The following is a 26,341-nucleotide window of genomic DNA, read 5'->3' on the forward strand; positions in this document are numbered from 1 at the left end:
GTGAGTCAGGGCACCGGATCATAACCGTGCCCACCCCATGGATGGCAGCGCAATAGCCGCTTCGCCGCAAGCCAGCCACCCTTAATCGCGCCATGCTTTTCGAGCGCCTCGATCGCATATTGCGAGCATGAAGGGCTGTACCGGCAGGAAGGTGGAAGCACCCGCGAAGGGCCAAGCTGCCAACCCCGGGCGATGAGGATAAGCAGGCGCTTCACTTGCCCCTGCCGTGATTGGTGCGAGCGCCACCGCGCTTCCTCGGCGGATCGCCCTTGCCCTCGGCAGCGCGTGAAAGGGCTACGGCCAGTTCATCGCGCAGCAGGGCGAAATCGCGCTCCACCCCGCCTTCGCGGCCGATCATCACATGGTCTGCGCCGGGGATGCCGCCTGCGGGCAAAGCCTCGCGCAGCAGGGCGCGGAAGCGGCGCTTCATCCGGTTGCGGACGACCGCGTTGCCGATCTTCTTGGTGACGGTAACGCCAAAGCGCAGGTCGGCTTCCTCAGCCGAAACGACATCGCGGTTGACCAACAGCACGAATCCGGGCCTTGCGACCCGGATTCCGCGATTGGCAGCAACGAAGTCTGCCCGTTTCCGGATGGTGGCGATTCGGGTCATCCCCGCCTTCGCCGGAACCGGAGCTATGCTGGAAGGCTTAGGCCGACAGCTTCTTGCGACCGCGCGCGCGGCGGGCGGCAAGAACCTTGCGACCACCGACCGTGGCGGTGCGGGCACGGAAGCCGTGACGGCGGGCACGCACGAGGTTGCTGGGCTGGAAAGTGCGCTTCATGGCTTTTCTCTTCTATATCGAATCTGTGGACGGGCGTTCGCCTTGGAAAGCAAAGCGCCGGAATCAGGGGGTGGCCGATAGGCGACAAGGCCAATTGCGTCAACCCTGCAGGCAAAGCGGCAATAGCTTCAATACGTTGCCCATGCTCGCCTTAGCGGTTAGGCACGCGCGATGAAAAGGGAAACCGAATCCCGGCTGCCGGAGGGGCGCTTGCACTGGTGGCAGAGAGCGCCACGGATTCCCACGCTGGCGCTGTTCGCCGTCGTGGCGCTGGCGCTGCTTGGCACGTTCGCGCTGATCATCGCCACCGTCGAGGCCGAACGCACGCAGCGCGAGCAGGCAGCGCGGACCAGCGCGATCCTCGCCTCGCTTGACGAGATCGTGCGTGCCACGATCAGCGGCGAGACCGGCCAGCGCGGCTATTTCATCACCAGCGACACCCGCTATCTCGCCCCGTTCCGCGATGGCCAGGCGCGCTACGTGGCCGAACTCGCCCAGTTGCGACAGCAGATGGGCGATGCCCTGCCCGAAGATCAGGCAGAACTGCTCGGTGACATCGCACGGCTTGGCGATGCCAAGTGGGCCGAGATGGCAGGCGTCGTCGCGCTGGTCGACGAGCGCCGGATTCCCGATGCCCACGCGCGCATCCTGTCCGACGAAGGCCAGCTGGCCATGGACGGGCTGCGCAAGGCCGTATCCCGGCTCGAGACCATCGAGAGGGCGCGGCTGGACGAGGCCGTGCAACGCGCAGCATCATCCGAAGCGCGCATCCTGCCCTCGCTGGCGGCCTTGTTCGTGGTGATCGTCTGCGCGCTCGCGCTCGGCCTGTGGCAGGCGATTCGCAAGGCCGAGGCCGAAGCGCTTGCAGAGGGCGCAGCGGCGATCTCCGAAGCGCGCGACCGGGCCGACCTTCTCGCCAAGGAACTCAACCACCGCGTGAAGAACCTCTTCGCGGTGATCCTCGCCATCGTGAAGATGAGCGCGCGCGGCGATACCGCAGCCGCGCCTGCCGTTGACCGCATCGCCAAGCGCATCCACGCTCTCGTCACCGCGCATGAAGTGACGCAAGGAGCCGGGCAGGATCAGACCGTCGATTTTGCCGAACTGATCGGCAAGGTCATCGCGCCCTACCGCTCCTCGACAGAGAAGTGCGAACTCGACGGGGGCACGCTCAATCTCCCCGGTCGCCATGCCGTGCCGTTGGGACTGGTGCTGCACGAACTGGCGACCAATGCCGTGAAATACGGCGCGTGGTCGGCTCCCGGCGGCCTGCTCCGCGTGCGTTGGGAGCGGGAGGACAACAGCGCCAAAGTTATCTGGGAGGAAATCGGCGCGACCGAAACATCCGCGCATTCCGAACCCGGCCGCGAGGGCTTCGGCTCTGCCCTGATCCGCTCGTCCGAACGCCAGCTTGGCGGCACCATCGTCCGCCGCTTCGAACCACACGGTATCGTGGTGGAGATGGACTTCACGCTGGACGGCGGGGAGGCCTGAAAACTATCAGCCGCCTCCCCGCCAAAGCTCAGCATCACCCGTGCTTGGATTCCCGCAAGGGCGTGACCATGCCCGGCGTGATGAAGCCAAGCGGTCCCGGATTCATCGCGCGCTTCTTGAGCTCGCCCTTCATCCGGCCGTATTCCTCCTCCATCTGCTTGGTCACCGTCGCGCGTGATGCTTCCAGCGCCTTGGAGAAGTCCTCGCCGTTGACCTGATCGACATTGCCGCCTGCGCGCCGAATGGCATTAAGGCCTGCGCGGCGCACCACGTCTTCCAGATCGGCCCCGGTGAAGCGCTCGGTCTCGCGGGCGATCCGCCCCAGATCCACATCATCTGCCAGCGGCATGTTGCGGGTGTGAATTCCCAGGATGTGCTGCCGCCCTTCCATGCTCGGCGTGCCGACATAGATCAGCTCGTCGAAGCGACCGGGCCGCAACAGCGCCGGATCGACAAGGTTGGGCCGGTTGGTCGCCCCGATCAGCACGACCGACTGCAGTTCCTCCAGCCCGTCCATCTCGGCGAGGATGGTGTTGACCACCCGCGCCGTGACGTTGGGTTCGCCCTGCCCGCTGCCGCGCGCCGGAACGAGGCTGTCGATCTCGTCGATGAACACCACGCAAGGCGCGACCTGACGAGCGCGGGCAAACAGACGCGCGATCTGCTGCTCGCTCTCGCCATACCACTTGCTGAGCAGGTCCGACGACTTGATCGCAATGAAGTTGGCCTCCGCCTCCTTCGCCACGGCCTTGGCCAGCAAGGTCTTGCCGGTCCCCGGCGGGCCATAGAGCAGGAAGCCCTTGGCCGGACGGATGCCAAGGCGGTGGAAGGCCTCGGGGTTCTTGAGCGGCAGTTCCACGCCTTCGCGCAGCTTGTCCTGCGCATCGTCCAGCCCGCCAATGTCGGCCCAGCCGATAGTCGGCGCCTGCACCATGACTTCGCGCATCGCCGAAGGCTGCACGCGCTTCAGCGCCTGGAGGAAGTCGTCACGCTCCACCCGCAGATTGTCGAGCACGTCCTGTGGGATCGTCTGCTGCTCGAAATCGAGCTGCGGCATGATCCGGCGCACTGCCTCGATCGCGGCTTCACGTGCCAAAGCGGCAAGGTCGGCCCCGACAAAGCCATGCGTCGTGCGTGCCAGTTCCTGCAGGTCGACATCTTCGGCCAGCGGCATGCCGCGGGTATGGATGCCGATGATCTCGCGGCGGCCGGATTCGTCCGGCACGCCAACCACGATCTCGCGGTCGAACCGGCCGGGACGGCGGAGTGCCTCATCAATGGCGTCAGGCCGGTTGGTCGCGGCAATGACGACAAGGTTGGACCGGCTGTGCAGCCCGTCCATCAACGTCAGCAACTGCGCGACCAGCCGCTTTTCCGCCTCGCCGTGCACTTCGCTGCGCTTGGGCGCGATCGAATCGATCTCGTCGATGAAGATGATCGAAGGCGCGTTCTTGGTCGCCTCCTCGAACACCTCGCGCAGCCGCTTCTCGCTCTCGCCATAGGCGGAACCCATGATTTCGGGGCCATTGATGGTGAAGAACGAGGCGTCGCTCTCATTCGCCACCGCGCGCGCCAGCCGCGTCTTGCCGGTGCCCGGCGGGCCATGGAGCAACACCCCCTTGGGCGGATCGACGCCGAGCCGCGTAAACAGTTCGGGATAGCGCAGCGGCAGTTCGACCATCTCGCGCAGCTGGCGGATGGTATCGCCCATGCCGCCCACGTCGTCATAGTTGACGTCGGCGCGGCTCGAGCGCGGCTCCTCGTACTCGGGGCGCAGCTCGACTTCGGTGTTCTCGTCGATGTGCACCACGCCCTTGGGGCTGGTCGAAACCACGGTCAGGCGGATCTGCGTCAGCGCAAAGGCCGGTGCATTGAGCATCTGGCGCAGCTGTGGCGGCATGTCGGAGCGGCTGACCTGCTGCTGCCCCGCCGTTGCCACCAGATCACCGGTCACCAGCGGACGCCCGGCAAAGTTGCGCTTCAGCGCAACCGCCGGTCCCTGCAGGCGCAAGTCCTTCTGGGCAGGCGCAAAGACCACGCGCTGCGCCGGGCGCGAATCGATCTTGCGCACTTCGACGTGCTCGCCCGAGCCGACATCGGCATTGGCGCGCTGCAACCCGTCTAGCCGGATCAGTTCGAGTCCCTCATCCTCGGGATAGGGCTGGATCACGCGCGCCGCAGTCGAACGCTTGCCGACGATCTCGATCACGTCACCCTCGGTCACGCCGAGCTGCGACATCACGTGCCTGCTGATGCGGGCAATGCCGTGGCCGCTTTCTTCCTGACGTGCGCCGGCCACCTGCAGGCGCACATTGCGCCCCTCGGTCCGGGCTTCGGTTGCCGCATCTGCCATGAGCTTTGAGAAATCCCCTTGGATGATAGACGATTTCCGATGTGGGAACCGCCGCACGGGATTTCAAACGCGGGACTGCCGGGAAGGTTGCGAGAAGGATCGCTCCCCGCCTGTACACTGCGAACCTCCGACCAAGCCGCCCGGACCTGCGTCATCCCGGCGAAGGCTGGAAGCCAAGGGCATTGGTTGAAACGCAATCGCGGTGCGTTCCGAAAGGTTGTGGACCCCGGCCTTCGCCGGGGCGACGATGGTGGGCTGGTGAAGCTCTGTCGACCAGCCGTTCCCTTGCAACTTCCCTCTATCCCTCCCGCGTCATCCCGGCGAAGGCCGGGATCCATGAGGTCGCAACCGCAGCCCGACCTCGCTTCACACCCGACGTCAGGGGATCCAGCCCGCGTGGGGGCGACGAGACTGACATGGAAGCAAGGGCACCACAGACCTCCCGTGCCTATCACCCGAAGCGCAGACAAAAAAAGACCCGGCAGTTACCCGCCGGGTCGGAAAGTTTTGGGAGAGGATGCCTGAAAGGCAGGTTCTGTATGCACTGCACCCAGGAATTGTGCAATTGCGAAATGATCTGAATTAGTTGTAATTTTTGCAACTTGCAGTTCAAACGCATGAAATATAAGGATTTCATGATTGTTTCATCCGCAACAAGACGTATCCGTTCCGTTGGCAATTGTTTGCAGGACTAGGTTGCGAATCGGGATGGTGCGTCGCACAAGCCGATTCTGTACACAGTCAGCGGGCACATCCCCGCTGCACATCAGCCCCGATCCGGCGCGTTACGGAAAGTGGGTATTCGGTATCCGACATGCCGTCCGAGCATGCGCCGGAGCGGACTTCCAGTCTCAGAGTCCGCCCCGCAAGCTGCCCCTCAAGGATCGTCGCTCCATCTTTTTCGACACGGCTGACCGGTAACGCCACCCCGTCAGGCTGCTCGGGCGTCGACCACGTCAGCGTCCCGCCGTCCACTTTCGCTGACCAGAACGGCTCGGTGCCGATCGCCCTGAACGACTCGGGGACAGCAGCAACGCCACCGTTTTCAACACTCGCGGATGGCTCGGGCACTAGCGCCGTAGCGTCTGCCGTCGGCTCGACAGGCGAAGGCTGCGAACACCCCGCCAGCAGCACAGCCGGAGCTATCGCAAGGACCAGGCGAGGCAGGATTCGGAAGGACCGGGATCGGGACATGGACATACCCCTACCCTCTGTCGCGCCATCCGTCGCGCCAAGTGTCAATGCGCCAGCAGCAGCGGTATCTGCGACCGGTCGAGCATCTCGCGCGATACGCCGCCCATCAGCAGCTCACGCAACCGGCTATGGCCGAACAGGCCCATCACGATCAGCCCCGCACCAAGCCCGCGCGCGCACTCTTCGATGGTGAATGCGATCGAGCCGTTGCGTTCCTGCTCGTGCACCTCGGCATGGATGCCGTGCCGCGAAAGGTAGCAGGCCGCGCCGGTTGCCGGGAAATCGTCGCTCTTCTCGCGCACCGTCAGGATGTGTACAGCAGGGGCCTTGGCCAGCAGTGGCAAGGCTGCGCGCAGGGCATTGGCGGATTCGTGCCCGCCGTCCCAGGCGATCAGCACCGGACGGTCGAACGACAGAGCCTTGACCCCGCGCGGCACCGCGAGCACCGGGCTGCGCACGCCGAGCACCAGTTCCTCCAGTGCGGGATCGTCAAGGCTCGCCACCAGCACATCGGCAAAGCGCGCCGCGGCTGCGGCCGCCTCGACGCGCCCGTTGTCGTCGATCTCGACGTCGAACGGCACGTCCTGCGGCGCCAGTCGCGCATCCAGCTCGGCCGCGAACTGCTCGTCACGCTCGCGTGCCTCGTTGATCGCAGCGGCAGAGAGCGCCGCGCCGCCGAACGGCTCCCATGCCGCCATCTGCGCAAAGGGCGTGGCGACCTGAAAGGTTACGTGGCCACCGGTAGCTCGGGCCAGAGCCAGCGCGCTTTCGACGCGATCATCAAGCGAATCGGATTTTTCGACCGGGCAAAGAATGGAGCGCATGGGGATCCTCCTGTCTTTTCAATATGCCGACCTTGCTGCCCAATCGTGCGCCCCGCCATGACCTGCGTCAAATCGATCCGGCAAAATCACAGGCTTGCCGGATTTCATCAGCCGGTTAAGGCTTCCGACGAACAACCCGGGAGCTTCGATGGCCTACGCAGCGGTGATTTTCGATTTCGGCGGCGTCATCACGTCATCCCCGTTCGAGGCGTTCAATCGTCTCGAGTCGGATCGCGGCCTGCCACGCGATTTCATCCGCTCGGTCAATGCCCGCAATGGCGACAGCAACGCCTGGGCCCTGTTCGAACGCGCCGAAATCGACAGCGCCACCTTCGACACGATGTTCCGCGCCGAAGCACAAGCCTTGGGCCACGACCTTGACGGTGCCTCGGTCCTCGCCGTTCTGGCAGGCGCCGTCCGCCCGGCCATGGTCTCAGCGCTCGACCGGCTCAAGTCCGAAGGCTACCGCCTGGGCTGCATCACCAACAACGTGCCCGCAGGCCACGGCGCAGGCATGGCCCGCAGCGCCGACGCCCACGACGAGCTGGAGCAGATCTTCGCGCGCTTCGAACACGTGATCGAAAGCAGCAAGGCCGGCGTGCGCAAGCCCGATCCGCGCATCTACCTGATGATGTGCGAAGCCCTCGGCCTCGCCCCGGAACAATGCGTCTATCTCGATGACCTCGGCATCAACTGCAAACCCGCCGCCATGCTCGGCATGCAGGCGATCAAGGTGACGAGCGGCGAACAGGCGCTGGCAGACCTCGGCGCGGTGCTCGGCCTGTCCTTCTAGGAATCAATCCGCAACTCGCCTGCACGCCGGAACAGCTCCAGCACCAGCGGATCGCTCTCCGTCTGGCGGATCGCGGCCTCGAACTGGATCGTCCGGTCCGGGCGCGGCAGCACTTCGGCCAGCGCACCGCTCTCCAGCGAGGGTCGCACCATGGGTTCGGGCAGAACAGCAGCCCCGCCTCCACCACTCAAAATGTCGATCAACGTCCGCACGTTGTTGCATGTGCCAAGCGAGCGCGGAACAATCCCGTGCGCGGCCAGCGACCCCACCGTCACGCCATGCAGCGGCGAATGATCGGGAATCGACCAGACCGGCAGCGAATTGGCAAAGCCCCCTGCCCGCGCCGTCGCCGCGCTCGCCACCCAGACCAGCCCTACCGCGCCGATCGGAGCCGTGCGGATGCCGGGGCTCGCCACCGGCCCCGCCAGAAACGCCAGATCAATCGTCCCGCCCAGCAGTTGCTGGAACATGCGCGCTGTCAGATCGAGTTCCAGCTCGAGCGTCACGCCCGGCAGGTCCCGCTCCACCGCATGCACAAACCCCGGCAGGCACGATGCCGCCGCAATCTCGCCACTGCCGATGCGCACCACCCCGGTCGCGCCTTCGAAGCCCGAGGCCGTCAGCAACGCCTTTTCGAATCCGGCCCATAGCGGCTCGCATTCCTGCACCAGCCGCCTTCCCCTTGCGGTCAGCACCATGTTACGCCCTTCCCTGCGGAACACGGCAATGCCAAGCTGCTCCTCGATCTCGCGCACACGGGCCGAGATCGCGGGCTGCGTGGTATTGAGCCGCTCCGCCGCCGCACGGAACGTCCCCAGCCGGGCGATCCACAGCAAGGTTTCGAGGTGGTAGAGGGCAATGCGCTTCATTGATCAGAGACTGTTATCGATTGTGATAAAAAACAATCGCTCTTTTCAATTTATCAGCTGTGCTAAGCGAATTGACGTATTGGGGGGCGAATAGGGAGAGTCCTGAATGTCGAAGAAGCTCTATCCGGATGCCACCGCCGCGCTCGATGGCCTGCTGCGCGATGGCCTGCTGATTGCCTGTGGCGGTTTCGGCCTGTGCGGCATCCCCGAACGCCTGCTCGATGCGGTGCGCGATTCGGACGTGAAGGACCTGACCTTTGCCTCCAACAACGCCGGAATCGACAACGAAGGCATCGGCAAGCTGCTGCGCACGCGGCAGGTCAGCAAGATGATCTCGTCCTATGTGGGCGAAAACAAGGAATTCGAACGCCAGTACCTGTCGGGTGAACTCGAAGTCGAATTCTGCCCCCAGGGCACTCTGGCAGAGCGCATGCGCGCTGGCGGCGCGGGCATCCCCGGCTTCTACACCAAGACCGGCGTGGGCACGCTCGTGGCCGAAGGCAAGGAAACCAAGATCTTCGACGGGCAGGAATACGTCCTCGAACGCGGCATCTTTGCCGACCTCGCGCTGGTCAAGGCGTGGAAGGCGGACGAGACCGGCAACGTCGTGTTCCGCAAGACCGCGCGCAACTTCAACGTGCCCGCCGCCACCTGCGGCAAGGTCTGCGTGGTCGAAGTCGAGGAGATCGTGCCTGCAGGCTCGCTTGACCCTGACAGCATCCACCTGCCCGGCGTCTATGTGCAGCGCATGATCGTCGGCGCGCCTTACGACAAGAAGATCGAGTTCCGCACCGTGCGCGAGCGGGAAACCGCGTGATCAGGCGCGCGCTGCCCCTGCTGGCGGCGCTGGCGGCAACGCAGCTTTCGGGCTGTGTCGCTGCGGCCATCGCGCCGCTTGCGGCTACCGGCGCGCTCGGCACCAAAGTGGCCAAAGGCAAGAAGAAGCCCGCACCGGCAAAGCCGGCGCCCGCACCCGAAGTGACCGTCGGCCAGGGCGTTTCGGCCACCCCGCCACTTCTCGCCCCGGCGGCCACACCCGCAGAACCCGCGCCGTCGGAAACTGCAAGCATCGACGCTGCAAGCCCTGTCCCCGCACCGGAAGCATCCTCCGACGATCCCTACGCCGCCATGGCTGCCTACGTTCTTGCGCAGGCCGAAGCGGGCAAGACCGGCAAGGCACGCACCTCCGCCCTGCTCGACCAGCGCAGCCTCGTCGAAGTGCCGAAGATGACCGCCTGTGCCGACCAGCGTAGCGCGGTTCTGATCGATCTCGATCCCGGCAGCGAGACCTTCAATCTCGATGACCCGCCCTCGCCCGCGCCGGGCCTTGCCTCCCACTTGCGCCAGATTCGCGGCACCGGAACCGCCGTGGTGTGGATCGCCTCGCTTCCCGATACCGAAGCCAAGCGCCTCGCCACGCTCCTCAAGGCCACGGGCCTCGACCCGCTCGGCATCGATCCGGTCATGCTGCTTTCCCGCCGTGAAACGCGCAAGCAGCAGATCCTCGACCGCGCCGACGAAGACTGGTGCGTGCTGGCCATCGCGGGCGATCGCAAGGCCGATTTCGACGAGGTCTTCGACTATCTGCGCAACCCCGATGGCCCGGTCGCCATCGCGCTCGAGCAATTCATCGGCGCAGGCTGGTTCCTCGCGCCGCCCCCCATCAAGTGATCCGATACGAAAGAGCAGACCATGACCACGCATGACGGGCTGAAGACCGGCTGGAGCCGCGACGAAATGGCGGCACGCGCCGCGCGCGAACTGCAGGACGGCTACTATGTGAACCTCGGCATCGGCATCCCGACGCTGGTCGCCAACCACGTGCCCGAAGGCATGACGGTGACGCTCCAGTCGGAAAACGGCATGCTCGGCATCGGCCCCTTCCCCTATGCGGGCGAGGAAGACCCGGACCTGATCAACGCAGGCAAGCAGACCATCAGCGAACTGCCGCACTCGGCCTATTTCGACAGCGCGACCAGCTTTGCCATGATCCGTGGCGGCAAGATCGACCTGACCGTGCTGGGCGCGATGGAAGTCGCCGAAAACGGCGACATCGCCAACTGGATGATCCCGGGCAAGATGATCAAGGGCATGGGCGGCGCGATGGATCTCGTCGCGGGCGTCAAGAAGATCATCGTCGTCATGGAGCACTGCGCCAAGAACGGCGATCCCAAGTTCATCCCCGCCTGCACCCTGCCGCTGACCGGCAAGGGCGTGGTCGACATGATCGTGACCGACCTTGCGGTTTTCCAGCGGCCGGACCACAACTCGCCGTTCAAGCTGATCGAATGCGCACCGGGCGTTTCCGCAGAGGAGGTCCGCGCGCGGACGACGGCGCACTATATCGACCAGTAAGGGGAACACGACATGGCTGCCGATCTGAGCGCAATTCCGTTGAACCGCATCGACGGCAGCCCCGATACGCTGGGCAATCATGCCGGCAAGGTCCTGCTGGTCGTCAACGTCGCCTCCAAGTGCGGCCTGACCCCGCAGTACGAAGGCCTCGAGGCGCTCTACAAGGCAAAGGTCGACAGCGGGTTCGAAGTGCTCGGCTTCCCCGCCAATGATTTCGGCGCCCAGGAACCGGGCAGCCACGAGGAAATCGCCGAGTTCTGCAAGCTCAACTACGGCGTGTCGTTCCCGCTCTTCGCCAAGGCCGATGTCACTGGCCCGGACAAGCAGCCGCTCTACGCAGCGCTGACCGAGGCTGCCCCGACCAAGCAGGGCCACGCGCAGGAATTCCGCGAAAAGCTCAAGGGCTATGGCATGACGCCGACCGAGGACCCCGAAGTCCTGTGGAACTTCGAAAAGTTCCTGATCGGCCGCGACGGCAAGGTCGCCGCCCGCTTCGCGCCTGGCATCACGCCCGACGACCCTGCCCTGCTCGCGGCAATCGAGGCCGAACTGGCGAAGTAACGCGCGGGCCTTACCCGACTGTCCTGCGGCTCTGGCTTGCTGGATTCCCCCACTCCGTCTCATCATCGTCATCCCGGGCTTGACCCGGGATCCCGCTTTTTTCCCAACGTCGCAGAAAAGAGAGGCCCCAGGTCAAGCCCGGGGAAACGAGAAAAGGGTGGCGCGCAATGGCTCGAAACGAATAGGTTCGCCCCATGAGCTACACCCTGATCACCGCCAACCGGAACTACTCCAGCTGGTCGCTGCGCCCATGGGTGCTGATGAAAGCACTCGGCATTCCCTTTGCTGACCGGATCGAGCCTTTCACCAAGCCGTCCAACTACGACGAATTCCGCACCTTCTCGCCGACCGGGCAGGTGCCGGTCCTGCTCGATGGAGCGCGCACGGTTTGGGATTCGCTCGGCATCACGCTCTATCTGGCAGAGCGACACCAGGGCATCTGGCCCGCCGATGAAGCCGCCCGCGCCTTCGCCACATGCGCGGTAACCGAAATGCACGGCGGCTTCTCGGCGCTGCGCAACGACTGCACGATGAACGTCGGCGTGCGGGTCAAGCCTCGCCCGATGCGGCCCGCTCTCGTGCGCGACGTGGCCCGCGTGCGCGAGATCTTCGAGGAAGGCCTCGAGCGCTTCGGCGGCCCGTGGCTTGCAGGCCCCGCCTTCACCGCGCTGGACGCCTTCTTCGCCCCCGTGGCCTTCCGCATCCGCACCTATGGTCTCGATGTCGGCAAGGGGCAGGCCTGGGTCGATCATGTCCTCGCCCACCCGGCAATGCAGCAGTGGGAAGCCGAAGCGCTGGACGAAGCATGGCGCGAGGAAGGCCACGAAACCGAACTCGCGGAATGCGGCGAGATCGTCGCGGACTACCGCAAGGCCTGAGCAGCACTCGCTATCACACGAGTCAATTGCGCAAAAAGAAAGGCTGGTCCGAAGACCAGCCTTGGAAAGTTTGGGAGAGGATGCCTGAAAGGCCTGTCCTATGTGCGGTTTCTGGCCCGATTCCGCAAGTGCGAAGGACGGAGTTACAGTTGCACGAGATGCAATTCATGCGAATTCCCTGGATCATCCCCCTTCCGCAGGCGGGAGGGGTCAGGGGTGGACCTCCGACGTCCGCATCCGCAAAAGGCCCCGCCGTCATGGCGAGGCCTCTCTGTTGACCAACTAACCCATATGGAGTGTTTCCCCGGGGAAACACTCCAACATGGCATTGTGCGGATTACAGCTTCCCGGTGAGTTCCGGGACGAGCGTGAAGAGGTCGCCGACGAGGCCGATGTCTGCGACCTGGAAGATCGGGGCGTCCTCGTCCTTGTTGATGGCGATGATGGTCTTGGAGTCCTTCATGCCGGCAAGGTGCTGGATCGCGCCCGAGATGCCGACGGCGATGTAGACTTCGGGAGCCACGATCTTGCCGGTCTGGCCGACCTGGTAGTCGTTGGGCACGTAGCCTGCGTCGACCGCGGCGCGTGATGCGCCGATCCCGGCGTTCAGCTTGTCGGCCAGCGGGGTGATGACCTGCTCGAAGGTCGCCGCGTCCTTCAGCGCGCGGCCGCCCGAGACGATGATCTTGGCGCTGGTCAGTTCCGGGCGCTCGCTCTTGGCGATCTCGGCGCTGACGAAAGTGCTGAGGCCGCTATCGGCGGTGGCTGCGACGGCTTCGACGCTGGCAGAGCCGCCGGTGGGGGCCGCCTTCGCAAAGGCGGTGCCGCGCACGGTGATGACCAGCTTGGCATCGCTCGATTCGACCGTGGCGATGGCGTTGCCGGCGTAGATCGGACGGGTGAAGGTCCTGGGGCCCTCCACCGAGAGGATGTCCGAGATCTGCATCACGTCGAGCAGCGCGGCAACGCGCGGGGCGACGTTCTTGCCGGTGGTCGTGGCGGGCGCGACGAAGGCGTCGAAGTTCGCCATCAGGCCCGCGACGAGCGGGGCGACGTTTTCAGCGAGCGCATTGTCGAGGCTGGCGTCGTCGGCCTTGAGCACCTTGGCAACGCCGGCGATCTGCGCAGCGGCGCTTGCGGCACCGTCGCAGTTGGCACCGGCAACCAGCGCGGTCACTTCGCCCAGCTGGCTCGCGGCGGTCACGGCGGCGAGGGTGGCGTCCTTGACCGACGCGTTGTCGTGTTCGACGAGAACGAGAACATTGGCCATGTCAGGCTACTCCCATTTCCTTGAGCTTGGCGACCAGCGTGTCGACATCGGGCACCTTGATGCCCGCGCTGCGCACCGGCGGTTCGGAGACCTTGAGCGTCTTGAGGCGCGGGGCGATGTCCACGCCGTAGTCGGCGGGGGTCTTGTTCGCCAGCGGCTTGGACTTGGCCTTCATGATGTTGGGCAGCGAGGCATAGCGCGGCTCGTTCAGGCGCAGGTCGGTGGTGACCACGGCGGGCAGAGCCAGCTTCACGGTCTGCAGACCGCCGTCGATCTCGCGCTTGACGACGACCGCGTCGCCCTCGACGCTGACTTCGTTGGCAAAGGTCCCCTGCGGGCGACCCAGCAGCGCGGCGACCATCTGGCCGACCTGGTTGCTGTCATCGTCGATCGCCTGCTTGCCGGTGATGATCAGCGCGGGCTGCTCTTCATCGGCAATGCCCTTGATGATCTTGGCCACGGCCAGCGGCTCGACCTCGGTGCCATCGTCAACCTGCACCAGGATCGCCCGGTCCGCGCCCATCGCCAGCGCCGTGCGCAACGTTTCTTGGCTCTTGGCAACGCCTACCGACACCGCCACGATCTCGGTCACCACACCCTTTTCCTTCAGGCGAATGGCTTCCTCGACCGCGATCTCGTCGAACGGGTTCATGCTCATCTTCACGTTCGCAAGATCAACACCCGTGCCGTCCGCCTTCACTCGCGGCTTCACGTTGTAGTCAATCACCCGCTTCACGCAGACCAGGGCTTTCATGCCAGCAGTCCTTTCATCAAAAACCAGTGGGCGCGGCATAATTCGCGCTTACGTAAACGTCAACCACGATTACGGTCGACCGCTGCCTTATCGCGGATGAAATACATCGGCCAGAAAGGCCCACGGTTGCCGGTGCAGAATGCAGAAAGGGGCGCCGGTTGCCCAGCGCCCCTTTCGTCCATTCTGTCGCTTCCAGCGCCCGATCAGGCGACGGCGCGGACCTCGGCAACGATCTTCTTGGCAGCGTCGCCAAGGTCGTTTGCCGGGACGATCGGCAGGCCCGAGTTGGCGAGGATGTCCTTGCCGAGCTGCACGTTGGTGCCTTCGAGACGCACGACCAACGGAACCGAGAGGTTCACTTCCTTCGCCGCGGCAACGATGCCCTCGGCGATGATGTCGCACTTCATGATACCGCCGAAGATGTTGACGAGAATGCCCTTCACCGCCGGATCGCGCAGAATGATCTTGAATGCCGCGGTCACCTTCTCGGTGGTGGCGCCGCCGCCCACGTCGAGGAAGTTGGCGGGGAATTCGCCGTTCAGCTTGATGATGTCCATCGTCGCCATGGCAAGGCCAGCGCCGTTGACCATGCAGCCGATGTTGCCATCGAGCTTGATGTAGGCGAGGTCATACTTGCTGGCTTCAATTTCCGCCGGGTCTTCCTCGGTCTCGTCGCGCAGGGCGACGACATCGGGGTGACGATAGAGCGAGTTCGAATCGAAGCTCATCTTGGTGTCGAGCACCAGGAGATTGCCGTCCTTGGTTTCGACCAGCGGGTTGATCTCGAGCATGTCGCAATCGAGCGCAACGAATGCGTTGTAGAGCTGCTCGGCAATCTTGCCGGCCTGCTTGTTGAGGTCACCGGTCAGCTTGAGCGCATAGCCGACGGCACGACCGTGGTGCGGCATGAAGCCTTCAGCCGGATCGATGGTGATCGTGGCGATCTTTTCCGGCGTCGAGTGGGCGACTTCTTCGATGTCCATGCCGCCTTCGGTCGACACGATCATCGCGACGCGGCTGGTGGCGCGATCGACGACCATCGAGAGGTAGTATTCCTTGGCGATATCAACGCCATCGGTGACATAGAGGCGGTTGACCTGCTTGCCTGCTTCACCGGTCTGCACGGTGACGAGGGTGTTGCCGAGCATTTCCTTGGCGAACGATTCGACTTCCTCGATGCTCTTGGCGAGGCGCACGCCGCCCTTGGCATCGGCGGGGAGTTCCTTGAACTTGCCCTTGCCACGGCCACCGGCGTGGATCTGCGCCTTGACGACATAGAGCGGTCCGGGCAGCTGCTTGGCAGCGGCGACGGCCTCTTCCACGGTCAGCGCGGCGATGCCGGCCGGAATGCCGACGCCAAACTTCGCGAGCAGTTCCTTGGCCTGATATTCATGGACGTTCATGCGTGATCCCCGACTTGAATGGCCCCGGCTTGCACCGGAAAACCGACAGGCGCGCCACTATCGGCGCAAAGGTATGCGCCGCGGTTGGCGCTTTGAGTCGGAATGCCTTAAGCACAGCCGAGGGAGCTTGAAAAGGGGCGTAAACGCGAGGTCTCAACCAAAGTTTGATAACAACTCGCAATTGCAAGTTATCCTGAGAGTTCCGAAGTTCAAGGGCGCAGAATGATCGACTATGACCGCCTCCACCAGATCGTCCGCGCAGCCGGAGAGATGGCGCTCGGACTCTGGCCGGGACATGGCCACGCTCCGCAGGTGTGGGAAAAGACCCCGGGCAGCCCGGTCTGCGATGCCGACCTCGCGGTCGACGCCTTCCTGAAGCGCGAACTCGGCGCGCTCCTCCCCTCGGCGGGGTGGCTGTCCGAAGAGACGGTCGACCATCCCGAACGCCTCGAACGGGGGCTGTGCTGGCTGGTCGATCCGGTGGACGGCACGCGCGATTTCGTGCGCGGACGGCCCGGCTGGTCGGTTTCGGTGGCGCTGGTCAGCGAAGGACGCCCACTGATCGGGATGCTCAGCGCGCCTGCGCGGAACGAATACTGGTCAGCCGTTGCAGGACAGGGGGCGACGAGGAACGGCCTCGCGCTCAGCGCTAGCACGCGCACGGTGCTGGCAGGGTCCAGGGTTCCGGCAGACAGCCTGCCCAAGGCCGATGCCGATCTGGTGACGGTGGAAAAGCCCAACTCAATTGCCCTGCGCATCGCCATGGTCGGCGCGAACGAGGCCGACCTGCTGGCGACCCTGCGCTGGGGCTTCGAATGGGACATTGCCGCAGCCACCCTGATCGCACGCGAGGCGGGCGCGGTAGTGTCAGACGCGTTCGGCCAACCGCTCGACTACAACAAGCGCGACCCGCGCGCATTCGGCCTGCTGGTGACCGCGCCCGCGATCCACGCTGCTGCGGTAGAGCGGCTGGCAGATCGCGCGGCGAAGCTGGTTCAGACCTAGACGAAATCCTCGGTGTCGATGGTCGGCAGCATCGCGCCAGCGTAGCGGTGACCGGCGACGGTCTGCTGGTTGATCAGGGCATCGACCTCGGCGGCGACCGCGGTAGGAATTTCCCAGTCCCAGCGGGCGATGTTCTCTTCAAGGTGGGCAATCTTGCCGGTGCCGGGGATGGCGACGACATGCTCGCCCCGCGAAAGCACCCATGCGAGCGAGAGCTGCGCAGGTGTCACGCCTTCGCGCGCGGCGATGGCGTTGAAGGCATCCACCAGAGCAAGGTTCTTCTGCCAGTTCTCGCCGGTGAAGCGCGGCATGGCCTTGCGGATGTCGCCGTCGGGCAGTGCTTGCGGATCGCGCAGGCCATTGGCGAGCACGCCGCGCCCGACGGGCGAGAAAGCGACGAAAGTCGTGCCCAGTTCGCGGCAGGCCTCCAGTACGGCGATCTCTGCCTGGCGCGTCCACGGCGAATACTCGGTCTGCATCGCAGCGATGGGGTGGACAGCGGCTGCCTTGCGCAGGGTGTCTGCCGACATTTCGGAGAGGCCGATGCCACCGATCTTGCCCTCCTTCACGAGGTCCGCCATCGCGCCGACCGAATCCTCGATCGGCACGGTGAAATCGCGGCGGTGCATGTAGTAGAGATCGATGTGGTCGGTCTGCAGCAGGCGGAGCGAGACTTCGAGTTCGCTGCGGATGGTATCGGGATGGCAATCGATCCCGCGCTTGTCGCCGCTGGCGAAGATGCCCATTTTCGAGGCGAGGAAGACCTTGTCGCGGCGGCCCTTGAGTGCATTGCCGACCTGCGTCTCGTTATGGCCGAGGCCATAGAGGCGGGCGGTATCGAAATGGTCATAGCCGATGTCGACCGCGTGCTGGAGCAGGCGGATGCCATCCTCCTCGCTCGGTCGGCCCGAGTAGGCCCAGCTCAGCGACATGCAGCCAAGCCCGATCGGGTTGGTCTCGCGTCCATTGATCGTGCGGCGCTGAATCGACATGCGAACTCGTCTCCTTCGAGCGCGCCGATGCCAGCCCCGCCCGATCCCGGTCAACATCGAAACGCATGAACCATAACAAAAGCGGCGCCACCCCGAAGGGCAGCGCCGCTGATGAAAGCTTGGTAAGTCTTACTGGCCCGAGCGCGCTGCGTTCACGTCGTCTTGGCTGATCGGCACGATCTTGATCTCGACGCGGCGGTTGGCCGAGCGGCCAGCCTCGGTGTCGTTCGAGGCGATCGGCTGCGATTCACCGTAACCCTGGCTGCGGATACGGGCGTACCCTACGCCGCGCGAGATCAGGTAATCCGCCACCGCGCGGGCGCGGCGTTCGGACAGGGCCTGATTGTAGGCGTCCGAGCCGGTCGAATCGGTGTGGCCGTACACGTCGATCAGCGAGTTCGGGTACTGGACCATCGATGCGGCGATCCGGTCAAGCGTATCGCGGAAGCCGGGCTTCACGGCCGAACTGTCGACATCGAAGGTCACGCCGTTGGGCAGGTTGACGAGGATCGCCTGACCGTTGTCGGTCTCGGTCACGTCAACGCCGGTGCCAGCGGTCTGCTCGCGCAGCTGCTTGATCTGCTTGTCCTTCTGGTAGCCGATGACGCCACCGGCAACGCCGCCAAGGCCTGCGCCGACGATACGCCCGGTCTTGCCGCCGATGAGGCCGCCCAGCAGCGCGCCGCCAAGCGCACCACCGATACCGCCGATAGCCGTGCGCGAGACTTTCTTCTCACCGGTGTTGGGATCGGTGACGCATGCAGACAGACTGACCAGCGAAACCGCACACAGGCTCGACATCATGACACGACGAATCTTCATTATAAGTCCCCTTGCATCGGCATCCCGCAAAACACTCTATGCAACAGATTGCCGCTTTGACAGTTTAGATAAGCCCGTTTCGACTGAACGGTTCCCGAACGGGAACCCGGCGGTCCCTGCGCAGCGGGAACATTACGGCGGACTTCGCCTTTGCGCAGAAATCTGTTAGGGCCCCGCGAGTGACACCTTTTCCCTGGTCTGACGTCTTCGTAATCTTGGGCCTCGTAGTGCTCAACGGCTTGTTTTCCATGTCGGAACTGGCGATCGTCTCGGCACGTCCGGCGCGATTGAAGGTTGCGGCGGAGGAAGGCAGCAAGGGCGCCAAGGTCGCGCTGGCGCTGGCTGCGGACCCCGGAAAGTTTCTTTCGACCGTGCAGATCGGCATCACGCTGGTGGGCATCATCGCCGGTGCCTATTCGGGATCGAGCCTTGGCGGACCGATGGCCGACCGGCTCGTCGCTTGGGGCTTCCCGGCCCAATATGCCGATGACGTCGGCTTCATCATCGTCATTGCGATCACCACATACCTGAGCCTCGTGGTGGGCGAGCTGGTGCCCAAGCAGCTGGCGCTGCGGGCGGCCGAGCCGATCGCCAAGATCGCGGCCCCATTCATGGCGCTGATGTCGAAGATCACCGCGCCGTTCGTGTGGCTGCTCGACAATTCCTCGAGCGCGATCATCCGCCTGCTGGGCCTCAAGCAGGGCAACGATCAGGAAGTGACCGCCGAGGAACTGCACATGATCTTCGCCGAGGCCACGCGATCGGGCGTGATCGAGGAGGAAGAGCGCGCGCTGATGACCGGCATCATGCGTCTGGCCGAGCGCCCGGTGCGCGAGGTGATGACGCCGCGCACCGAACTCCACTGGATCGAGCGCAAGGCGAGCGAAGCGGAATTGCGCGCCGCGATCGAGGATTCGCCGCACTCACTGCTGCTGCTGGCCGACGGTTCGGTCGACAAGATCGTCGGCGTGGTGAAGGTGCGCGACGTGCTCTCCACGCTGCTGCGCGGGCGCAAGGTACAGCTGGGACGGCTGATGAAGAAGCCCGCCATCGTGCCGGACCAACTCGACACCATGGATGCGCTGACGATGATCCAGCAGGCCGAGGTGGCCATCGCACTGGTGCATGACGAGTACGGCCATCTCGAAGGGATCGTCACGCCTGCAGACCTGCTGGCGGCCATCGCGGGCAACTTCGTCGGCCATTCCGACGCGGGCGACGAACCGATGGTGGTGGAGCGCGAGGATGGCTCGCTGCTGATCTCGGGCGCGCTGCCCGCCGATGCCCTGGCTGACCGGCTGGGCCTCGACCTGCCAGACGACCGCGAATTTGCAACGACCGCGGGCTTCTGCCTTTCGGTACTCAAGCGCCTGCCTTCGGAAGGCGACCACTTTCACGATCAGGGCTGGCGCTTCGAGGTGGTCGACATGGACGGCCGCAAGATCGACAAGCTGCTGGTCTGCCGGACAAAGGCCATGCCCGCGGTAGCACCGGAGGGGGATGGGTAGAGCGCGACGCTCTCCCACCACACCCCGTCACCCCGGCGAAGGCCGGGGCCCATAACCTTTCGTTGGTAACTGACCGTGGCGTTTGACGCAGCGTAATGGGTCCCCGCCTTCGCAGGGATGACGTGATCAGCGAGTGACGCGGATCAGGCGGCGATTTGCGTCGCCAACGAAAAGGGGCGCCCTTGCGGACGCCCCTTCCCTTTTTCAGCAATGGCCTGACGATCAGCGCGGCAGTTCGCTCACGCCCATCAGCGCTTCGTCCACTGCGCGCGCGCACTGGCGGCCTTCGCGGATCGCCCAGACGACGAGGCTCTGGCCGCGGCGCATGTCGCCACAGGCGAAGACGTTGTCGACGCTGGTCTTGTAGTCGACCACGTTGCCCTTGACGTTGCCGCGCGGATCAAGCTCGACGCCGGCCTGTTCGAGCAGACCCTGCTTGCGCGGGCCGACGAAGCCCATGGCGAGCAGGATCAGATCGGCGGGAATGGTGAATTCGCTGCCTGCAACTTCCTGCATCTGGCCACCGACCCACTCGACGCGGACGCATTCGAGACCGGCGACGTCGTTCTCGCCGACGACGCGCTTGGTCAGCACGGCAAACTCGCGCTCGCAGCCTTCCTCGTGGCTCGACGAGGTGCGCAGCTTGAGCGGCCAGTTCGGCCACGACAGCGCCTTGTCTTCCTTCTCGGGCGGCTTGGGCATGATCTCGAGCTGGGTGACCGAGAGCGCGCCCTGGCGGTTCGAGGTGCCGACGCAGTCCGAGCCGGTGTCACCGCCGCCGATGACGACGACATGCTTGCCGGTGGCGAAGAGCGAGCCGCGCGGGGCGGCGCGCAGTTCATCGTCGCCTGCGTTGCGCTTGTTCTGCTGGGTGAGGAATTCCATCGCCATGCGCACGCTGGGAAGCTCGGCACCGGGGATGTTGAGGCCGCGCGGATCTTCCGCGCCGCCTGCGAGCACCACCGCGTCGAAGTTTTCCTGGAGCGAAGCGAACGAGACGGTCACGCCCACTTCCACGCTGGTGCGGAACTGGACGCCTTCGGCCTCCATCTGCATCGCGCGGCGGTTGATGTGGGTCTTTTCCATCTTGAAGTCGGGGATGCCGTAGCGCAGCAGCCCGCCGATGCGGTCGTTCTTCTCGAACACCGTCACCGAGTGACCGGCGCGGGCCAGCTGCTGGGCAGCGGCGAGGCCTGCGGGACCTGAGCCGACGACAGCGACCGACTTGCCGGTCTTCTTTGCCGGGACCTGCGGCTCGATCCATCCTTCCTTCCACCCGCGATCGACGATGGCGCATTCGATCGACTTGATGGTGACCGGCTGGTCGACGATGTTCAGCGTGCAGGCCGCCTCGCACGGGGCGGGGCAGATGCGGCCGGTGAACTCGGGGAAGTTGTTGGTCGAGTGGAGATTGGTCAGCGCGTCGCGCCAGTCGTTCTCGTAGACCAGGTGGTTCCAGTCGGGGATCTGGTTGTTCACCGGACAGCCGTTGTGGCAGTACGGAATGCCGCAGTTCATGCACCGCGCCGCCTGGCCCTTGAGGCCGGCGTCATCGTGCGGGATCACGAACTCGCGATAGTGCTTCAGGCGTTCGGCAGGCGCATCGTACTTGCGGTCCTGACGATCGATTTCGAGAAAGCCGGTTGCCTTACCCATTGCAATCTAACCCTTACTCAGCCGCGACCGACGCGGCTTCGAGGCGCTCGGCCTCCATCTGACGGAGCGCCCGCGCATAGTCGCGCGGCATGACCTTGACGAACTTCGCGAGCGATTCACCCCAGTTGTCGAGGATCTCGCGGGCGCGCTTGCTGCCGGTGTAGAGGTGGTGGCGTTCCACCAGCACGCGCAGGCGTTCGGCATCGTGACGCAGCATGTCGCCCATGCCGTAGTCGTTGACATCGACCCCGCGCTGCTGCGGACGGCCAGTGCCTTCATCCTCGTCACGCTCTGCCGAAACCGGCAGGACATCGACCATCGCGCCGTTGACGAGCTGGGCGAAGTTGCCGTCGACGTCATAGACGTAGGCAACGCCGCCCGACATGCCGGCCGCGAAGTTGCGTCCGGTGCGGCCGAGCACGACGACGACACCGCCGGTCATGTATTCGCAGCCGTGGTCACCCGTGCCCTCGACAACCGCGATCGCGCCCGAGTTGCGGACCGCGAAGCGCTCGCCGCCGACGCCGTTGAAATAGGCCTCGCCCGCGATGGCGCCGTAGAGCACGGTGTTGCCGACGATGATGTTCTCGGTCGGGTCACGATCGACATGGCCCGGCTGGCGAACGATCACGCGACCGCCCGAAAGACCCTTGCCGACATAGTCGTTGGCATCGCCGACGAGATCGAGCGTCACGCCGTGCGCCAGGAACGCACCGAACGACTGACCTGCCACGCCCTTGAACGAGACGTGGATGGTGTTGTCCGGCAGACCCTTGTGCCCATACTTCTTGGCGACTTCGCCCGAAAGCATCGCGCCGACCGTACGGTTGACGTTGATGACCTTGCGTTCGAGGCGGACCGGCTCGCCCTTGTCCAGCGCCGGAGCGCTGGCGGCGATGAGGTCGTTGTCGAGCGCGGCTTCGAGGCCGTGATCCTGCGTCTCGCTCCAGTTCAGGGTCGTGCCGGGAACCGGATCGACCTGGTGCAGCAGCTTCGACAGGTCGACGCCCTGTGCCTTCCAGTGGGTGATCGCCTTCTTGGTGTCGAGACGGTCCACGCGGCCGACCATTTCGGCAACCGTGCGGAAGCCCATTTCGGCCATGATTGCGCGAAGTTCCTCGGCGACGAAGAAGAAGTAGTTGATCACGTGCTCGGGCTGGCCGGTGAAGCGCGCGCGCAGCACCGGATCCTGCGTGGCAACGCCGACCGGGCAGGTGTTGAGGTGGCACTTGCGCATCATGATGCACCCGGCCGCGATCAGCGGAGCGGTGGCAAAGCCGAACTCGTCCGCGCCGAGCAGGGCGGCGATGGCAACGTCACGACCGGTGCGCAGACCACCATCGGCCTGCACGCAGATGCGGCTGCGCAGGTTGTTGAGCAGCAGGGTCTGCTGGGTTTCGGCAAGGCCGATTTCCCACGGAGAACCGGCGTGCGTCAGCGAGGTCAGAGGCGATGCGCCGGTGCCGCCTTCGTAGCCCGAGATCGTCACGTGATCGGCACGCGCCTTGGAAACGCCCGCAGCCACGGTGCCCACGCCCACTTCGGACACCAGCTTGACCGAGATACGCGCGCCAGTGTTCACGTTCTTGAGATCGTGAATGAGCTGCGCAAGGTCTTCGATCGAGTAGATGTCGTGGTGCGGCGGCGGCGAGATCAGGCCGACGCCCGGCGTCGAGTGACGGGTCTTGCCGATGGTCTTGTCGACCTTGTCACCCGGCAGCTGGCCGCCTTCGCCAGGCTTTGCGCCCTGCGCCATCTTGATCTGCACGTCGTCGGCATTGACGAGGTACTCAGCAGTCACGCCGAAGCGGCCCGAGGCCACCTGCTTGATCGCCGACCGCATGGAATCGCCATTGGCCAGCGGCTTGAAGCGCGCAGGGTCCTCACCGCCTTCGCCGGTGTTCGACTTGCCGCCGATGCGGTTCATCGCCAGCGCCAGCGTGGTGTGCGCTTCCCAGGAGATCGAGCCATAGCTCATCGCGCCAGTGGCGAAGCGCTTGACGATCTCGGCAGCGGGTTCAACTTCGTCGATGGAGATCGGCTCATCGGCGAGCTTCAGGTCCATCAGCCCGCGGATGGTGAGCATCCGTTCGGACTGGTCGTTGATCGACTGGGCGAATTCCTTGTACTTTTCCGGCATGTTGCCGCGAACGGCGTGCTGCAGGTTGGCAATGTTGGAAGCCGTCCAGGCGTGTTCCTCGCCGCGCAGGCGCAGCTGGTACATGCCGCCCACGTCGAGCATCTTCTTGTAGATCGGGTTGTCGCCATAAGCCGTGGCGTGACGGCGCACGGTTTCCTCGGCGATTTCCTTCAGGCCGACGCCTTCGATCGTGGTCGCTGTGCCGGTGAAATAGGCATTCACGAACTCGGTCGACAGGCCGACAGCGTCGAAGATCTGGGCACCGCAATAGGACTGGTAGGTCGAGATGCCCATCTTGGACATGACCTTGAGGATGCCCTTGCCGATGGCCTTGATGTAGTTCTTCTTGACGTCCTTGGCTTCAAGCGGAAGCTCCTTCGCAACGCGGATCTGCTCCAGCGTCTCGAACGCGAGGTATGGGTTGATCGCTTCGGCGCCATAGCCCGCCAGCACGCAGAAGTGGTGCACTTCGCGCGCTTCGCCGGTTTCCACCACGAGCCCGGTCTGCATACGCAGGCCCTGGCGGACGAGGTGGTGGTGCACCGCAGCGGTTGCCAGCAGGGCCGGCATCGGAATGCGGTTCTCGTTCTGGGCGCGGTCCGACAGGATCAGGATGTTCTTGTCGGCAAGCACCGCTTCGGTGGCGGCCCAGCACATTTCCTTGATCGCCATTTCAAGGCCATCGGCCCCGGCAGCGGCGTCCCAGGTGGTGTCGATCGTCGCGGTACGGAACGCGCCATCGAGCGCAGCCTCGACCGAGCGGATCTTGGCGATGTCCTCGTTCGTCAGGATCGGCTGGTCGACTTCGAGGCGCTTGTGGCTGCCGGCATCGTGGCCGAGCAGGTTCGGGCGCGGGCCGATCATCGACACCAGCGACATCACCAGTTCCTCGCGGATCGGGTCGATCGGCGGGTTGGTGACCTGCGCGAAGTTCTGCTTGAAGTAGTCGTAGAGCAGGCGCGAGCGCTGCGACAGCACCGCGATCGGCGTGTCGGTACCCATCGAACCGATCGGATCGTCACCAGCCACGGCCATTGGCTCGAGGAACTTGCTGACGTCTTCCTGCGTGTAGCCAAAAGCCTGCTGGCGATCGAGCAGCGAGGTGGTTTCCACCGGCAGCGCGGCCAGCTCGGGCTCGATCACTTCGAGCTCCTTGAGCTTGTACTGTGCCTGCTCGAGCCATTCTTCGTAAGGCTCGGCATTGGCCAGCTCGGCCTTGATTTCCTCGTCCTCGATGATCTTGCCCTGATCCATGTCGATCAGGAGCATCTTGCCCGGCTGGAGGCGCCACTTGCGGACGATGTCCTCCTCGCGGAAGGGCAGGACGCCGCTTTCCGAGGCCATGCAGATCAGGTCATCGCGCGTGATCGAGAAGCGTGCGGGACGCAGGCCGTTGCGGTCCAGCGTGGCGCCGATCTGACGACCATCGGTGAAGGCGACGGCGGCAGGGCCGTCCCACGGCTCCATCAGGGCGGCGTGGTATTCGTAGAATGCACGACGCGCAGGGCTCATCAGCGGGTTGCCGGCCCAGGCTTCGGGCACGAGCATCATCACCGCGTGGGCAAGGCTGTAGCCACCGGCCAGCAGCAGCTCGAGCGCATTGTCGAGGCTGGCGGTGTCGGACTGGCCGTGCGGGATCAGCGGCCACATCTTGTCGAGATCCGGGCCAAGCAGCTCGGACTCCATCGTGCGGCGGCGCGCGTTCATCCAGTTCACGTTGCCGCGAACGGTGTTGATCTCGCCGTTGTGGGCGATGAAGCGGAACGGGTGCGCCAGCTTCCAGCTCGGGAAGGTGTTCGTGCTGAAGCGCTGGTGCACGAGGCCGAGCGCCGAGATGCAGTCCGGATCGCGTAGGTCGTCATAGAACGAGCCGACCTGGTTTGCGAGCAGCAGGCCCTTGTACACGATAGTACGGGTCGAGAAGCTCGGCATGTAGAGCTGCGTCACGCCGGGAAGGTTGTGCTTCTCGGCCATGGCGGCGAGCGGGTTCTGCGTCTGCTTGCGGATGGCGAGCAGCTTGCGCTCGAACGCGTCCTGATCGGGCGTGGTCGGCCCGCGCTTGATGAAGCACTGGCGGATCACCGGCATCTGTTCGATCACCGTCTTGCCGAGGCCGTCCAGCGTGGTCGGCACGTCGCGCCAGCCGATCAGTTCCTGGCCTTCCTTGGCGATGAACTTCTCGAAGAATTCGGTCACGAACAGGCGCGAAGGCTCATCCTGCGGCAGGAAGCACATGGCCACGGCATAGTCGCCCGGCTGCGGCAGGTCCTTGCCTTCGGAAGCGGCCCACTTGCGGAACAGCTGGTCGGGCAGCTGGATCAGGATGCCCGCACCGTCACCCAGCAGCGGGTCGGCGCCGACGGCACCGCGATGGTCGAGATTGTGCAGAATCTCCAGCGCCTGGTCCACGATGGCATGACTTTTCTGGCCTTTGATGTGGGCAATGAAGCCCACGCCACAAGCATCATGTTCGTTACGCGGATCGTAGAGGCCCTGAACCGGCGGAAATCCCATCTCGATGATCGTCCTGCATTCAATAAGAGGCGGCGGCTAAAAAGCTGCGGCCAAAATGACAACGACACGCGAATCACCCTCGCGGAAAAGCGACGAAAATTGCGCGAAGTGCCCCCATGACTGCAGGAAAGTTATTTTGCAACTGCGCAGGGGCATCAACCGGGCGGTTAA

At 64.7% G+C, this 26,341-nt stretch carries 24 protein-coding genes; 10 read left to right on the forward strand and 14 right to left on the reverse strand.

What is annotated here, in order from left to right:
• Positions 1–5: 5 nt before the first annotated feature.
• The 3 genes from yidD to rpmH are packed head-to-tail and all read right to left on the reverse strand — an operon-like array spanning position 6 to position 785.
• Positions 6–215: a membrane protein insertion efficiency factor YidD gene (gene yidD / locus ACZ1JW_RS04065; protein WP_084278662.1), complete on the reverse strand. Its 210-nt coding sequence runs from the start codon at positions 213–215 to the stop codon at positions 6–8.
• Positions 212–613, reverse strand: coding sequence for a ribonuclease P protein component (rnpA, locus tag ACZ1JW_RS04070; protein WP_465142040.1), 402 nt, complete (start codon positions 611–613; stop codon positions 212–214). Before rnpA ends, yidD begins: the two co-directional genes overlap by 4 nt.
• 37 nt (positions 614–650) lie before the next feature.
• The gene (gene rpmH, locus ACZ1JW_RS04075) at positions 651–785 is read right to left on the reverse strand and encodes a 50S ribosomal protein L34 (protein ID WP_039336437.1); all 135 of its coding nucleotides are present in this window, start codon (positions 783–785) and stop codon (positions 651–653) included.
• A gap of 171 nt (positions 786–956) precedes the next feature.
• Between rpmH and ACZ1JW_RS04080 the strand changes: the two genes are divergently transcribed.
• Positions 957–2,279 (forward strand): sensor histidine kinase, encoded by a 1,323-nt coding sequence (locus ACZ1JW_RS04080; protein ID WP_465142041.1) that lies wholly within the window; start codon positions 957–959, stop codon positions 2,277–2,279.
• 34 nt (positions 2,280–2,313) lie between these two features.
• Here ACZ1JW_RS04080 and ACZ1JW_RS04085 read toward each other — a convergent pair whose 3' ends face one another.
• The 3 genes from ACZ1JW_RS04085 to ACZ1JW_RS04095 form a co-directional block, all read right to left on the reverse strand.
• On the reverse strand, positions 2,314–4,632 hold the full coding sequence (locus ACZ1JW_RS04085; RefSeq protein ID WP_465142042.1) for a CDC48 family AAA ATPase: 2,319 nt from the start codon (positions 4,630–4,632) through the stop codon (positions 2,314–2,316).
• 741 nt (positions 4,633–5,373) lie between these two features.
• Positions 5,374–5,826 carry a COG3650 family protein gene (locus ACZ1JW_RS04090; protein WP_465142043.1) on the reverse strand — a complete coding sequence of 151 codons (453 nt, stop codon included), beginning with the start codon at positions 5,824–5,826 and terminating at the stop codon, positions 5,374–5,376.
• Between the two features lie 44 nt (positions 5,827–5,870).
• Entirely contained in the window at positions 5,871–6,650 is a 780-nt protein-coding gene (locus ACZ1JW_RS04095) for a universal stress protein (RefSeq protein ID WP_465124743.1), read from the reverse strand.
• Positions 6,651–6,798: 148 nt separating this feature from the next.
• Between ACZ1JW_RS04095 and ACZ1JW_RS04100 the strand changes: the two genes are divergently transcribed.
• Positions 6,799–7,443, forward strand: coding sequence for an HAD-IA family hydrolase (locus ACZ1JW_RS04100; protein WP_465124742.1), 645 nt, complete (start codon positions 6,799–6,801; stop codon positions 7,441–7,443).
• On the opposite strand, the gene ACZ1JW_RS04105 is transcribed toward ACZ1JW_RS04100, so the two are convergent.
• Positions 7,440–8,312: a LysR family transcriptional regulator gene (locus ACZ1JW_RS04105; protein WP_465142044.1), complete on the reverse strand. Its 873-nt coding sequence runs from the start codon at positions 8,310–8,312 to the stop codon at positions 7,440–7,442. The two genes, ACZ1JW_RS04100 and ACZ1JW_RS04105, sit on opposite strands and share 4 nt — an antisense overlap.
• Before the next feature lie 106 nt (positions 8,313–8,418).
• On the opposite strand from ACZ1JW_RS04105, the gene ACZ1JW_RS04110 reads away from it, so the two are divergent.
• The 5 genes from ACZ1JW_RS04110 (at position 8,419) to ACZ1JW_RS04130 (ending at position 12,106) form a co-directional block, all read left to right on the forward strand.
• On the forward strand, positions 8,419–9,129 hold the full coding sequence (locus tag ACZ1JW_RS04110) for a CoA transferase subunit A (protein ID WP_465142045.1): 711 nt from the start codon (positions 8,419–8,421) through the stop codon (positions 9,127–9,129).
• Positions 9,126–9,983, forward strand: coding sequence for a hypothetical protein (locus ACZ1JW_RS04115; protein WP_465124739.1), 858 nt, complete (start codon positions 9,126–9,128; stop codon positions 9,981–9,983). The genes ACZ1JW_RS04110 and ACZ1JW_RS04115 overlap by 4 nt, the downstream gene beginning before the upstream one ends.
• Positions 9,984–10,004: 21 nt before the next feature.
• Positions 10,005–10,667 (forward strand): CoA transferase subunit B, encoded by a 663-nt coding sequence (locus ACZ1JW_RS04120; RefSeq protein ID WP_465142046.1) that lies wholly within the window; start codon positions 10,005–10,007, stop codon positions 10,665–10,667.
• Between the two features lie 12 nt (positions 10,668–10,679).
• Positions 10,680–11,228, forward strand: a complete 549-nt coding sequence (locus ACZ1JW_RS04125; protein WP_465142047.1) for a glutathione peroxidase — start codon at positions 10,680–10,682, stop codon at positions 11,226–11,228.
• Positions 11,229–11,422: 194 nt separating this feature from the next.
• Positions 11,423–12,106, forward strand: coding sequence for a glutathione S-transferase family protein (locus tag ACZ1JW_RS04130; protein ID WP_465124736.1), 684 nt, complete (start codon positions 11,423–11,425; stop codon positions 12,104–12,106).
• A 337-nt stretch (positions 12,107–12,443) separates the two neighbouring features.
• Here ACZ1JW_RS04130 and ACZ1JW_RS04135 read toward each other — a convergent pair whose 3' ends face one another.
• The 3 genes from ACZ1JW_RS04135 to sucC form a co-directional block, all read right to left on the reverse strand.
• The gene (locus ACZ1JW_RS04135) at positions 12,444–13,376 is read right to left on the reverse strand and encodes an electron transfer flavoprotein subunit alpha/FixB family protein (protein ID WP_465142048.1); all 933 of its coding nucleotides are present in this window, start codon (positions 13,374–13,376) and stop codon (positions 12,444–12,446) included.
• 1 nt (position 13,377) lies between these two features.
• Positions 13,378–14,130 carry an electron transfer flavoprotein subunit beta/FixA family protein gene (locus ACZ1JW_RS04140; protein WP_465142049.1) on the reverse strand — a complete coding sequence of 251 codons (753 nt, stop codon included), beginning with the start codon at positions 14,128–14,130 and terminating at the stop codon, positions 13,378–13,380.
• A 203-nt stretch (positions 14,131–14,333) separates the two neighbouring features.
• Complete coding sequence (gene sucC, locus ACZ1JW_RS04145; RefSeq protein ID WP_465124735.1) at positions 14,334–15,533, reverse strand: ADP-forming succinate--CoA ligase subunit beta; 1,200 nt, start codon at positions 15,531–15,533, stop codon at positions 14,334–14,336.
• A 222-nt stretch (positions 15,534–15,755) separates the two neighbouring features.
• On the opposite strand from sucC, the gene ACZ1JW_RS04150 reads away from it, so the two are divergent.
• Positions 15,756–16,538 carry a 3'(2'),5'-bisphosphate nucleotidase CysQ gene (locus ACZ1JW_RS04150; RefSeq protein WP_465142050.1) on the forward strand — a complete coding sequence of 261 codons (783 nt, stop codon included), beginning with the start codon at positions 15,756–15,758 and terminating at the stop codon, positions 16,536–16,538.
• On the opposite strand, the gene ACZ1JW_RS04155 is transcribed toward ACZ1JW_RS04150, so the two are convergent.
• Together ACZ1JW_RS04155 and ACZ1JW_RS04160 are read right to left on the reverse strand one after the other, a co-directional pair.
• Positions 16,535–17,530, reverse strand: a complete 996-nt coding sequence (locus ACZ1JW_RS04155) for an aldo/keto reductase (protein WP_465124733.1) — start codon at positions 17,528–17,530, stop codon at positions 16,535–16,537. The two genes, ACZ1JW_RS04150 and ACZ1JW_RS04155, sit on opposite strands and share 4 nt — an antisense overlap.
• Positions 17,531–17,659: 129 nt before the next feature.
• Positions 17,660–18,352, reverse strand: a complete 693-nt coding sequence (locus ACZ1JW_RS04160; protein ID WP_465124732.1) for a YiaD family glycine zipper/OmpA-like lipoprotein — start codon at positions 18,350–18,352, stop codon at positions 17,660–17,662.
• A gap of 179 nt (positions 18,353–18,531) precedes the next feature.
• On the opposite strand from ACZ1JW_RS04160, the gene ACZ1JW_RS04165 reads away from it, so the two are divergent.
• Positions 18,532–19,860 carry a hemolysin family protein gene (locus ACZ1JW_RS04165; protein ID WP_465124731.1) on the forward strand — a complete coding sequence of 443 codons (1,329 nt, stop codon included), beginning with the start codon at positions 18,532–18,534 and terminating at the stop codon, positions 19,858–19,860.
• A gap of 222 nt (positions 19,861–20,082) precedes the next feature.
• Here ACZ1JW_RS04165 and ACZ1JW_RS04170 read toward each other — a convergent pair whose 3' ends face one another.
• Positions 20,083–21,516 (reverse strand): glutamate synthase subunit beta, encoded by a 1,434-nt coding sequence (locus tag ACZ1JW_RS04170; RefSeq protein ID WP_465124730.1) that lies wholly within the window; start codon positions 21,514–21,516, stop codon positions 20,083–20,085.
• 13 nt (positions 21,517–21,529) lie between these two features.
• The gene (gene gltB, locus ACZ1JW_RS04175) at positions 21,530–26,170 is read right to left on the reverse strand and encodes a glutamate synthase large subunit (protein ID WP_465142051.1); all 4,641 of its coding nucleotides are present in this window, start codon (positions 26,168–26,170) and stop codon (positions 21,530–21,532) included.
• Between gltB and ACZ1JW_RS04180 the strand changes: the two genes are divergently transcribed.
• A complete protein-coding gene (locus ACZ1JW_RS04180) occupies positions 26,072–26,290 on the forward strand; it encodes a hypothetical protein (RefSeq protein ID WP_465142829.1) in 219 nt (72 codons plus the stop codon). The genes gltB and ACZ1JW_RS04180 overlap by 99 nt on opposite strands.
• Positions 26,291–26,341 lie beyond the last annotated feature (51 nt).

It is taken from the genome of Novosphingobium sp. BL-A-28-Hi1-0D, assembly GCF_055521755.1.

Excerpts from the sequence above, each read along its gene's own strand:
- rnpA (WP_465142040.1), bottom strand. The coding sequence starts at position 613 with ATGACCCGAATCGCCACCATCCGGAAACGGGCAGACTTCGTTGCTGCC.
- rpmH (WP_039336437.1), bottom strand. The coding sequence starts at position 785 with ATGAAGCGCACTTTCCAGCCCAGCAACCTCGTGCGTGCCCGCCGTCAC.
- ACZ1JW_RS04080 (WP_465142041.1), top strand. The coding sequence starts at position 957 with ATGAAAAGGGAAACCGAATCCCGGCTGCCGGAGGGGCGCTTGCACTGG.
- ACZ1JW_RS04085 (WP_465142042.1), bottom strand. The coding sequence starts at position 4,632 with ATGGCAGATGCGGCAACCGAAGCCCGGACCGAGGGGCGCAATGTGCGC.
- ACZ1JW_RS04090 (WP_465142043.1), bottom strand. The coding sequence starts at position 5,826 with ATGTCCCGATCCCGGTCCTTCCGAATCCTGCCTCGCCTGGTCCTTGCG.
- ACZ1JW_RS04095 (WP_465124743.1), bottom strand. The coding sequence starts at position 6,650 with ATGCGCTCCATTCTTTGCCCGGTCGAAAAATCCGATTCGCTTGATGAT.
- ACZ1JW_RS04100 (WP_465124742.1), top strand. The coding sequence starts at position 6,799 with ATGGCCTACGCAGCGGTGATTTTCGATTTCGGCGGCGTCATCACGTCA.
- ACZ1JW_RS04105 (WP_465142044.1), bottom strand. The coding sequence starts at position 8,312 with ATGAAGCGCATTGCCCTCTACCACCTCGAAACCTTGCTGTGGATCGCC.
- ACZ1JW_RS04110 (WP_465142045.1), top strand. The coding sequence starts at position 8,419 with ATGTCGAAGAAGCTCTATCCGGATGCCACCGCCGCGCTCGATGGCCTG.
- ACZ1JW_RS04120 (WP_465142046.1), top strand. The coding sequence starts at position 10,005 with ATGACCACGCATGACGGGCTGAAGACCGGCTGGAGCCGCGACGAAATG.
- ACZ1JW_RS04125 (WP_465142047.1), top strand. The coding sequence starts at position 10,680 with ATGGCTGCCGATCTGAGCGCAATTCCGTTGAACCGCATCGACGGCAGC.
- ACZ1JW_RS04130 (WP_465124736.1), top strand. The coding sequence starts at position 11,423 with ATGAGCTACACCCTGATCACCGCCAACCGGAACTACTCCAGCTGGTCG.
- ACZ1JW_RS04135 (WP_465142048.1), bottom strand. The coding sequence starts at position 13,376 with ATGGCCAATGTTCTCGTTCTCGTCGAACACGACAACGCGTCGGTCAAG.
- ACZ1JW_RS04140 (WP_465142049.1), bottom strand. The coding sequence starts at position 14,130 with ATGAAAGCCCTGGTCTGCGTGAAGCGGGTGATTGACTACAACGTGAAG.
- sucC (WP_465124735.1), bottom strand. The coding sequence starts at position 15,533 with ATGAACGTCCATGAATATCAGGCCAAGGAACTGCTCGCGAAGTTTGGC.
- ACZ1JW_RS04150 (WP_465142050.1), top strand. The coding sequence starts at position 15,756 with ATGATCGACTATGACCGCCTCCACCAGATCGTCCGCGCAGCCGGAGAG.
- ACZ1JW_RS04155 (WP_465124733.1), bottom strand. The coding sequence starts at position 17,530 with ATGTCGATTCAGCGCCGCACGATCAATGGACGCGAGACCAACCCGATC.
- ACZ1JW_RS04160 (WP_465124732.1), bottom strand. The coding sequence starts at position 18,352 with ATGAAGATTCGTCGTGTCATGATGTCGAGCCTGTGTGCGGTTTCGCTG.
- ACZ1JW_RS04170 (WP_465124730.1), bottom strand. The coding sequence starts at position 21,516 with ATGGGTAAGGCAACCGGCTTTCTCGAAATCGATCGTCAGGACCGCAAG.
- ACZ1JW_RS04180 (WP_465142829.1), top strand. The coding sequence starts at position 26,072 with ATGACTTTTCTGGCCTTTGATGTGGGCAATGAAGCCCACGCCACAAGC.
- gltB (WP_465142051.1), bottom strand. The coding sequence starts at position 26,170 with ATGGGATTTCCGCCGGTTCAGGGCCTCTACGATCCGCGTAACGAACAT.